The sequence below is a fragment of the Paenibacillus xylanivorans genome, from assembly GCF_001280595.1.
Lineage (GTDB): Bacteria > Bacillota > Bacilli > Paenibacillales > Paenibacillaceae > Paenibacillus > Paenibacillus xylanivorans.
Map to the genome: position 1 here is coordinate 65,947 of NZ_LITU01000029.1, position 10,690 is coordinate 76,636.

A 10,690-nucleotide genomic window follows, 5' to 3' on the forward strand; every position below is an offset into this window, starting at 1 on the left:
TTTGGAGTCTTCACCGGTAGCAGAAGCGCTTGCTGGTTTGCGTGCGAATGACGCCCGTTACTTTATGAACAAATATAAACATGAATTTACGGTTGTATCAGCCAGCGAAAGTCAGGAGACCCTTGATTATGTGAAGCGAATTTTGAAAGAAGAACGTGATATTGAGTTTGCGGCCAAGCCTCTGGAAACGTCGTGTTTTCAAGTGGGCAATATTCAATTTTCCTATGTCTTTTATGAAGATGGTCTTGGTCTCAATGTCATGTATACGGTTGATGACCCTAAGAAGCGGGCCGTTGGTTTTAAGCTTTCTGAGGGGATGGAGGTACCAAAGGAGTTAGAAGGGAAGTTTAAGTTTGCCAGACAGAAATCTAAATTAGCTGGAACCATTCGGGGCTCGTTTTTTGTAATTAAAGGAGCGTATTAAAGTAAACAAAAGTGTATGTGAAGGGGTATACCTATGAGGACATTAGGGTCAATGAATGTTGATGTTATAACGTTGTTTGTGGAGGACTTGCCTAAGGTGAGGGCATTCTATCAAGACGTATTCGGAATGTCCGCTGTATATGAAGACGATGTTTCTGCCGTATACAACTTCGGAAATATGAGTATTAATCTCCTGAATATCTCCGAAGCACACGGTCTGATCCATCCTGGAACAGTCGCAAGTCGAGAATCCGGATCTCGTTTCCAGTTTACCATCCGAGTGGAAGATGTGGATGCAGTGTGTAACGAATTGAAACCACATGGCGTTGCTCTGCTTAACGGTCCGGTGGATCGGCCTTGGGGAGTACGTACTGCCGCCTTCACAGATCCGGCAGGACATGTCTGGGAGATTGCGCAGCAATTAACGTAGAGATAATGTATGGACATTAACTTATATTCATAGCTGATCAGATGATGTGTCTAATGTTAGATAACACGAGATAAGTCGACAAGAGCATACACGATCAAAAGCCGCATTGTTGCGGCTTTTTTGAGTTTTAACGCTATATGTCCTTGTCCAAACCGTACAGACAAACACAGAAGTGCATTCAACAGAGTATTATAATTGAAATACTACCTTGACAGACACAGTAGTGTATCGTATGATGCAGATGTGGAGGTGCTTACATGAGCGATAACAAAATCACATCCGACTTGCTGCGCGGCCATACCGACACAATGATTTTACGACTTTTATCCGAAGCTGACCGGTACGGCTATGAAATTGTCAAGCTGATTGGCCAGCGCTCGGGTGGAGAGTATGAATTAAAAGAAGCCACGATGTACTCCAGCGTACGTCGGCTTGAGGCCGACGGTGATATCGAGTGGTATTGGGGCGATGAATCTCAGGGCGGACGGCGTAAATATTTTAGGATTACCGAAAAGGGCAAAATGGCTTATGCCCGCAACAAAAGCAACTGGGAGTATGCAAAGCGTGTGCTTGAAAATTTATTATAAGGAGAGTTGATGTGATGAATGACAAATTGAACAACTATTTGAACGGCGTGTTCGCACCGTACGATGGGGTAAAAAGTGTCACCGAATTAAAGGCTGACCTGCTTTCCGATCTGCAGGAGCGGTTCCATGAACTTAAAGCCGAGGGCAAGGACGATGAAATTGCGTTTGAGATGACCATTGAAAGCATCGGCGACATTGAGCAAACGGTACAAGAGGTGGCTAACCTTTCCCGATCGCTGGAACGACAGGTGGTAACCAATTTAAGCGCGAGCAACCTGGTGAAGAGTGACTTTGCGGGTGTTATTGCGCATAGAGGGAAATTTGAAGCGAGTGCGTTACAGGGCTCTGACTTTACGGGTGCTGACTTGACTGGTAGCACATTTGCGAGCAGTGATGTCCGTGAAGCTATTTTTGACCAGGCCAATCTGACGGATTGCAACTTTTCCACCCTTGACCTATCGCATGCGAGCTTCCATAAGTCCATACTTGTACGAACCAATATCAGCAAATCGGGGCTAGACGGAGCAAAATTCAAAGATGTAAAACTGACCGACGTTAAGCTGACCATGAACGACCTCAGAAAAACCATCTTTGAAAACTGTATCTTTGATGGCGTGGAGTTCAAATCTTCCGATCTGGGAGGGGTGTGCTTTGACGGGCAAACCTTCATCGGCGTCAAGTTTGACAAATCGGCGCTAAACAAAGTTACGTTTAAGGACGCGACCCTCAAAAATGTGTCATTCCCTGTTTCCGTCCTCTCCAAGAAGTATTACCGTGCCATCAAAACCATCTGCTTTGATGGCGCGATGATGGATAAACTGACTTATGCCGCCCTTAAAGGCATGGATGCCGATTTGTCAAAGGTAACAGTTATTTAAGGAGGGGAAAATATGCAAATCAAGTCGATTCAAGTGAGTGGGCTGCAAAAGTCCTACAAGCAGCTACAAGTCCTAAAGGGCGTAAATTTCGAGGTGGATAAGGGCAGTATTTTTGCCTTGCTCGGCTCCAACGGGGCAGGCAAGACAACGGTTGTCAAAATTCTCACCACGCTGCTCAAACCAGACAGCGGAACAGTCACCGTAAACGGATTCGACGTTGCATCCAAGCCTGACAATGTGCGACAGGAGATCAGTCTGACCGGGCAATTTGCCGCCGTGGATGAAATGCTGACCGGACGGGAAAATCTGATCATGATTGCCAAGCTGCGTTACCTCAAAAATCCGCGTCAGGTTGCAGACGATATGCTTATACGTTTTGGTCTGACAGAGGCTGCCGACCGCAGGGCGTCTACGTATTCAGGTGGTATGCGCCGCAGGCTCGACATCGCCTTGAGTCTCGCGGGAAAACCACAGATCGTTTTCCTCGACGAGCCGACCACTGGGCTTGACCCCGAGTCGCGCATCGAGGTTTGGAAGATTGTCCGGGAGCTTGCCGCTGGAGGTACGACGATATTTCTCACTACACAGTATTTGGAGGAGGCTGAGCAGCTTGCCGACCGAATTGCCATTCTGCACGAAGGCAGAATTATCGCGAATGGCACGCTCTCGGAGCTGAAAAAGCTGTTCCCACAAGCCAAGGTGGAATATGTTGAAAAGCAGCCGTCATTAGAGGAGATATTCCTCGCAATCGTCGGTAAGAAGGAGGCCATGTAAATGGAAGCCGTAAAGAAACACTTTTTTAGCGATATGGGTGTTATGCTCGGGCGCTCCATGCGCCATATTACCCGCAGTATGGACACCATCGTCACCGTCACCGTCATGCCGATCGCAATGATGTTGCTGTTCGTCTATGTGTTAGGCGGCGCCATTCAAGCCGGAACGGATAACTATGTGAATTACCTGTTGCCCGGCATACTACTGATTGCTATTGCCAGCGGAGTATCCTACACGGCTTTCCGTCTGTTCACCGATGTAAAACGGGGCATAATGGAGGGGTTTCACCCCATGCCGATTTCAAGATCCGCCGTTCTGTGGGGACATGTGCTGACCTCGCTGGTATCCAACACCATTTCGGTCGTTGTCATCATTCTCGTAGCGCTTGTTATGGGCTTTCGTTCATCGGCAGGGATTCTGCCATGGCTTGCGGTAGCCGGCATACTCTTAATGTTTACGCTGGCATTGACTTGGGTCGCAGCAATCGCAGGTCTGTCCGCTAAAACGGTTGATGGCGCAAGCGCCTTTTCCTACCCGATTATCTTCCTGCCATTTATCAGCTCGGCGTTTGTGCCGACCGAGTCGATGCCATCGGTTGTTCGCGCCTTTGCCGAAAACCAGCCGGTGACAGCGATCGTGGAAGCCATTCGTGCGCTATTGTCGGATCAGCCGGTTGGCAATGATATATGGATCGCTCTTGCGTGGTGTATTGGGATTTTGCTCGTAGCGTACTTTTTTGCAATGAGGGCGTACAAAAAGGGAATATGAACTAACTAAGGAAGCATTTAAAAGAAAACGCCAAGCTGGGGACATAATCGCAGGCTTGTGTTGAGGGGCAAAGAAACATTATCCCATTAAAAGTCGCTATTTTAGCGGCCTTTTTGTTTTATTGGGATACGTTCTTATGGGTCCAGCATTTTAGGGTCTGAATAACGCATTTCATCCCATATTCGCTCCGAAACCTGTGATAAAATAGTATATTTGAGAGTGAAATTCAGAGTCGATGTCAATGAAAGGCGGATGTTCAAACGTGTTCAATGTTGCAATCTGTGATGATGAGGAGAAACAAAGAGAACTTGTGAAAACGATGCTGATCTCCTTATCTCTAAAAACGAATATTGATTTCCAAGTTACATTATTTACATCCGGTGAACAGTTGGTCTCTCACTATAAAAACGTGGGGGACACGTTTCATATTCTCATCATGGATGTGGAGATGAGCGGAATGAATGGAATCCAGACAGCCAAAGAAATCAGGAATATGAAGTATCTGGATGTGCAAATCATGTTTCTGACCAGCTACCCCGAGTATATGGTAGAGAGCTTTGATGTGGTGACGTTTCAATACCTGATCAAACCGATCAAGCCACAGATCTTCGAGGAGAAAATGATTAAGTTGTGCCAATATTTTAAAGCGTTGGACAAAAAGTATGTACTCATCAAGTCAGACTATGAAGAACTTCTGTTGAAATACGATGATATTCTTTGGATTGAGGTCATGAAGAGTTTAACGGTCAAGAACAAATTGAAATTTGTGACCCAGGAAAACTCGCATGAGACCAAAGGCATTCTATCCGGTTATGCCGCCGCCCTGAAAGACCATGGTTTCTTGCAAATTCATCGCTCAATTATGATTAACCTGCTGCATGTTCAGAAGTTTGTCGGCACCCAGGTCGTCATGTTGAATGGAACCGAATTGCCCATAGGCCGCTCCAAAGTTAAGGAAGTCAAGGATGCCTATACCAAATATATGATTATGAGGATTCAATGATATGGATATTTATGTGATCTTGTCTTTCATCGTCGTTCCCTTACTTATGGCATTCCAGGTGAATTTTTATTTTGATTCAGTTCTAGGTAAGTCCAAACGAAAGCCACACAGGGCAATCTATTTCATTGTATTTGTCGTAGTGGGATATTTCTATTTGGCATCTTCATTTTCACCTGTCGTTTCGTCCGCCGTTGCTTTGTTATTTATCTACAGCCTGGCACAATCCTATGAGGTGGAATTCATACTTAAACTTGCGTTTACCATCCTGTATGCCGTACTACTCACAACGGTAAATTACATTGCTATATATATTATAGGGGTACTGGACTCCACGGATTACAGCATATGGGATCATTTCAATGTGGAGCATCATTGGGAACTCTTCAAAGTGATGCTGCTTGGTTGCAGTATCATGTTCATTGTCACCCTGATAGTGCGTTTAATTGCCAAACGCAGAAGTTTTGCTGTGCACTATCGTTATTATTTCTTGTTTCTGATCGTACCCACCATTACGATATATCAGATCAACGTAGCCTCGGCTTATAGTGAAAAAAATATCTATTATGTCGTTTCCGTGCTAGGCTCCCTTTTTCTTAATGTGTTCATTGTATATGTAATTGATAATATGGTAGAAAAGGTTCAGCTCGCCCATGAAAATGCCCAGTTGCAGCGTCAGATGGATTATCAGGATGCCAACTATGAGAAGACGGTACACAGTTTCAAAAACATTAAAAGCATCATCCATGACATCAACCAGCAGTTTCTGTACATTGATGAATGTATCAAACGTAACGAACTGGCAGCAGCAGGTGATCATATCAAACTTACGTTGAATAAGATTGAAGGAGCGTACCAGCGGGTGAACTCCGGCAATCTCGTCATCGATGCTCTTGTTACGAATATTATTGCGATAGGGCAGGCAAACGGAATCAAGATCGATACACGGATTGGGCTTCACTCGCAACATGTCCACATTGATCGATATGATCTGTGCGTTGTGCTCGGTAACATGCTGGATAATGCCATTGAGGCTTCCAAGAAAGTCAGACATGCCGAAGACAGGTATATCCTGATCGCAATTCACTCCACGGAGTCTGCACTCGTCATCCAGATTATGAATCATGTGGAACAAAAACTGGCTCACTTCAAGAGTGAGAAGCCCAATCCGGAGTATCATGGGATTGGCCTAACCAACATATCCAGAATGTGCGAAAAATATGGTGGACATATGAGTATCGAGAATCATCAACGGTCATTCAATAACATGGTCGTGCTTCCTTTTGACATGAACAGTCTCTGAACATACCGTTCGGGGATTGTTTTTTTCCATTCAGGGTTCTTTATCGTTCCATTTGTTTCTTCTCCGATATGATGAATGCAATCAGATGAGCAGCATCATAAGGAGGAAGTAATTAGATGAAAAAACTGATCAGTATGTTATGCACGGCTGTGCTTGTGGTCACACCGATGACACATGCCATGGCAGAGTCGAACAAGGGCTCAACGATTGAAGTTCAGGCCAACAAAATGGCCACAGAGATGGTGCAGAAGTATGGTGTCACAGGTTTGCAATATGCCATCATGGATGAAGGGAAGATCATTTTGTCGGACAGTGTTGGATTCCACGACAAGGCATCCCAGACACCCGTAGACAAGGATACGATGTTCGGAATAGGTTCAGTTAGCAAAATGGTTGTCACGGCTGCTACCATGATGCTGGTTGATTCCGGTAAAGTGGATCTGGATCAGCCCCTCACTTCATATATTAAAGATTTTGAAATGGCGGATGCCCGATATACCAAAATAACGCCACGCATGCTGATGAACCATTCTTCCGGGCTCTATGGTACCCATTATGGAAACAGTATGTTATTTGACGATACCGATACCCGTAATCATGACGAATTACTGCTCAAACTAAAGTCAGAGCAACTGAAATCGAACCCGGGAGCCTATTCCGTCTATTGCAATGATGGTTTCCAGCTCCTTGAGATATTGGTTGAACGGGTAAGTGGATTAAGCTACAGCGAATTTATTGCCAAGTTCATCAGCGATCCATTAGAGTTGGAAGGCACCAAGACACCTCTTGATTCTTTTGATAGAAAACAATTATCCGAAACCTATTGGCCTACGATTGAAACGAAACTGCCTGTCGAAAATGCCAATATCATTGGTGCAGGTGGAATCTACTCGACCGCAGAAGAATTAAGCCGATTCGCTGAAATGTTGATAGGAAACAGACCGGATATTCTGTCCAAATCCGCAGCAAAGTCCATGCAAAATCATGAATATCGTCAAGGAATATGGGTGCCTGAAGAGAGAAATAACTTCAACTACGGCCTTGGATGGGATGCTGTTGCTCTTGCACCGTTTAGCGATTACGGCATTACTGCACTTTCCAAAGGTGGAGACACCATGTTATATCATGCTTCGTTAATAACAATACCTGAACATGATATTTCGATGGCCGTTCTTTCTTCGGGTGGGTCTTCCATCTACAATCAGATGTTTGCCAGTAAAGTTCTGCTCGAGGTTCTTGAGGATCAAGGCATCATCGACGAGATAGAGCCTGATCAGACATTCTCACCACCTGTCCAAGTGAAGATGCCCACGGATCTGACGGCGTATTCCGGCCTCTATGGAACGGTAGGCACAACCCTCAATATAGAGGTTAAGAATGGTGAAATAGCACTTCCAGCCATGCAGGGAGGACTTATCCCGGAGCAAAATTACGTGTACACTGGTGAAGGACAATTTACAAGTAGCGACGGAAGTGTGAAAGTCAGCTTTGAGAAAGAAAGTAACGACAAGGTATATTTTAAAGTTCAGGCGAATATAACGTTGCCCGGATTAGGCCAAACGGTGATGAACACATATGATTATCAAAAATTGGATAATAATTCACTAGACCCAGCAACGAAAGAGAAATGGAAGGCACGAAACGGCTCTAAATATTACGCGCTTGATGAAAAAATAACGTCGATTTTCTATCTGATGCCAACGATGCTGATCAAAAACCTGTCGGTAGATGCAGAGAACGGTTATGCGAATGGTACCCGAGTTGTTGACCAGTATAATGCAGAGAATGTTGTCCAGATTCCTGTTATGAACGGAAGAGATGCGTTCGATCTGCATTTCCGCACGAAGAATGAAACGGAGTACTTAATTCAGGATGGACAGGAGTACATTGCGGAGGATGCGATTTCACCAATCTTCGGTGGGAAAACTGGAATCACCACCATCCCGTCAAACGGTCAAGCACGCTGGTATGCCATCGACTCCCACTCGGCGAATAAATCGTTAATAGTGGATTCCCCCGAAAGTGGAGGTTATGCGGTGTATAACGATAAAGGTGAAGTGGTTCAATTTTCAATAGCAACCAATCAACAATCAACGCTGCTTCCCGAAGGTGGTTTTATCGTATTTGGCGGTGAAGCCGGAGATATCTTTAAGATCCAACTAAAGTGAATGGTTTGAAAAAAGTGATTTCATTTGAAAATATCAGATCAAGAGCTTACGTTGCTCGTGATCCGATATTTTTCTTTTTTTAAGCCCAAACTCATTATGATTCTCCTACATAGGTTATATGGAATCAGCCTAATTTGTTAATGAAAAGGATGTATTTTCATTACTAAGGAGTTGGATAGAAGCGTGATTTCAAAAGTTAAGCTTACAGGGCGAGTGGTGTTTAAAGGTGATCCTGGTTATGAAGTAGCTCGGAAGAACTGGGATCCGCATACGGACAGATTTCCTAAGGTTTTTGTGTTCGCTCAAAAAACACAGGATGTAGCAAATGCCATAAGATGGGCGCGTCAAAATAAGGTCCCTATTCGGCCGAGAAGTGGGAGGCATGCCCTAGAGCCCAACCTTTCACAAGTCAATGGAGGCATTGTCATCGATGTTAGTGAAATGAAGAGAATCAAGTTAAACAAAAAAAGCGGAACAGCCGTCGTTGAGACAGGTAATCGGGTCGGAAGACTCGTGGATACGCTGGCTCGACAAGGATTCATGGCCCCGTTTGGTGACAGTCCAACGGTTGGGATTGGTGGAATAACACCTGGTGGAGGAATTGGTCCACTGCAAAGGACAACGGGGCTCATCAGCGATAATCTAATCGAACTCGAAATGGTTGACGCTAAAGGGCGGATCATTCGGGCAAACAAAAAACAAAATTCTGATCTTCTGTGGGCTACACGTGGCGGTGGCGGTGGTAACTTCGGCGTATATACCAAATATAAATTCAAAGTCCGGCGCTCTCCAGTCAAAGCTACTGTATTTAGTATCACTTGGCCATGGGAACAGTTCGAAAAAGTCGTGAAGAAATGGCAAGTGTGGGCGCCTAAGGCCAGCACCAAGCTGGGCAGTGAATTAAGTGTTGGTCCCAAAAAAGGCGGTAATGTTAGCATGTTAGGGGTATACCTCGGATCGAAGAGTGAAGCTCTCCGTCAGCTGGAGCCCATTCTTAGCGTAGGAACGCCTACTAAAAAAAGCATTCTGTACCTGCCATACAGGGCAGCCACGAAGTTTTTGCTAGCCCCAGATCCTGTGCTCACCCAAAGATACAGCAACCAGTTTTCCAGTGGCTTTGGCAGACAGCCATTCCCGGATAAAGCCTTCAAAGTCATGCGTGATTTTCTGGAAAATGCTGAGGAAGGTACACCAGCCGGTTTCTATTTCCTTAACTGGGGCGGTGCTGTAAGTCGAGTCGCTCCTCAAGCCACTGCGTTCTACTGGCGAAAAGCTGAATTTTATGTTGAATGGAACAGCTCATGGGTGAAGCCATCCCATGCCACTAAAAATATTGCCTTAGCTCGAAACACCAGAAAGAAACTACAGCCTTATATTGTAGGGTCTTACATTAACGTACCAGACCAAGGTATTAAAAATCCAGGGCCAACCTATTATGGCAAGAATTACGCCAGATTGAGAAAAGTAAAAGCGAAATACGATCCGAAAAATGTATTTAATAACCCACAAAGCATTCCACCGGCTAAATAAAAGAGGGGGCAACGAATTCAAACCGTTAATGCTGAGAAGGGTTAACGGTTTTTGCTGTGGGAAAATCTGGAATGGAGATGAACATCATCGCCTCCTTTCTAATCCTTGTATTTACTATTTATTGTAGAGTAAGATGATAAAATTGTAATATCTAAATTGCATATCGGGGATCAGGTACATATTTTAAGGAGGTAAAACATGGATTACACTTCGCCGATTGAAACGGCGTTAAAGGTGAAGCTCCCCCAATATACCACCATAGCGGCGGGGCGACGTCATAGTATTGGTCTTAAATCGGACGGTACGGTGATGGCAGTGGGTGATAATAAAGTTGGCCAATGTGATGTGAGCGACTGGCGCGATATTGTGGCAGTCGCGGCTGGAAATGTTCATATGGCGACGAACACGGGTAATGCTCATACTATCGGTCTTACGTCTGACGGCATGGTGGTTGCTGTGGGGTGGAATAAGCATGACCAATGCGATGTAAACGACTGGCGAGATATTGTAGCCATTGCGGCGGGCTGGCGTCGTACCGTTGGGATTAAATCGGATGGTACGGTGGTAGCTGTGGGTCGAAATAATGAAGGCGAATGCGATGTAAGCAGCTGGCGTGATATGGTGGGAATAGCGGCGGGGGACTGGCATACCGTGGGGCTTAAATCAGACGGAACTGTGAAGACGGTGGGCAATAATCAGTATGGCCAATGCAATGTAAGCGGATGGACCGACATCATGGCAGTAGCGGCAGGGTACCTTCATACCGTCGGGATTAAATCGGATGGCACGGCGGTTGCCGTGGGTAGGAATACACATGGCCAATGCGAAG

At 45.3% G+C, this 10,690-nt stretch carries 11 protein-coding genes; all 11 read left to right on the forward strand.

What is annotated here, in order from left to right; all coding sequences use genetic code 11:
- The first annotated feature begins 1 nt into the window (after position 1).
- Complete coding sequence (locus AMS66_RS02970; RefSeq protein ID WP_236703126.1) at positions 2-424, forward strand: phage tail protein; 423 nt, start codon at positions 2-4, stop codon at positions 422-424.
- Between the two features lie 33 nt (positions 425-457).
- A complete protein-coding gene (locus AMS66_RS02975; RefSeq protein WP_053779375.1) occupies positions 458-853 on the forward strand; it encodes a VOC family protein in 396 nt (131 codons plus the stop codon).
- Positions 854-1,110: 257 nt separating this feature from the next.
- Positions 1,111-1,440 carry a PadR family transcriptional regulator gene (locus AMS66_RS02980; protein WP_053779376.1) on the forward strand — a complete coding sequence of 110 codons (330 nt, stop codon included), beginning with the start codon at positions 1,111-1,113 and terminating at the stop codon, positions 1,438-1,440.
- A gap of 14 nt (positions 1,441-1,454) precedes the next feature.
- Positions 1,455-2,318 carry a pentapeptide repeat-containing protein gene (locus AMS66_RS02985; RefSeq protein ID WP_053779377.1) on the forward strand — a complete coding sequence of 288 codons (864 nt, stop codon included), beginning with the start codon at positions 1,455-1,457 and terminating at the stop codon, positions 2,316-2,318.
- 12 nt (positions 2,319-2,330) lie between these two features.
- A complete protein-coding gene (locus AMS66_RS02990) occupies positions 2,331-3,092 on the forward strand; it encodes an ABC transporter ATP-binding protein (protein WP_053779378.1) in 762 nt (253 codons plus the stop codon).
- A complete protein-coding gene (locus AMS66_RS02995) occupies positions 3,093-3,860 on the forward strand; it encodes an ABC transporter permease (protein WP_053779379.1) in 768 nt (255 codons plus the stop codon).
- A 262-nt stretch (positions 3,861-4,122) separates the two neighbouring features.
- On the forward strand, positions 4,123-4,863 hold the full coding sequence (locus AMS66_RS03000) for a LytR/AlgR family response regulator transcription factor (protein ID WP_053779380.1): 741 nt from the start codon (positions 4,123-4,125) through the stop codon (positions 4,861-4,863).
- Between the two features lies 1 nt (position 4,864).
- Positions 4,865-6,163 carry an ATP-binding protein gene (locus tag AMS66_RS03005; protein ID WP_053779381.1) on the forward strand — a complete coding sequence of 433 codons (1,299 nt, stop codon included), beginning with the start codon at positions 4,865-4,867 and terminating at the stop codon, positions 6,161-6,163.
- A gap of 116 nt (positions 6,164-6,279) precedes the next feature.
- A complete protein-coding gene (locus AMS66_RS03010) occupies positions 6,280-8,331 on the forward strand; it encodes a serine hydrolase domain-containing protein (RefSeq protein ID WP_053779382.1) in 2,052 nt (683 codons plus the stop codon).
- Between the two features lie 183 nt (positions 8,332-8,514).
- Positions 8,515-9,861 (forward strand): FAD-binding oxidoreductase, encoded by a 1,347-nt coding sequence (locus tag AMS66_RS03015; protein WP_053779383.1) that lies wholly within the window; start codon positions 8,515-8,517, stop codon positions 9,859-9,861.
- A gap of 198 nt (positions 9,862-10,059) precedes the next feature.
- A partial coding sequence (locus AMS66_RS03020; protein ID WP_053779384.1) for an RCC1 domain-containing protein occupies positions 10,060-10,690 on the forward strand: 631 nt, incomplete at its 3' end.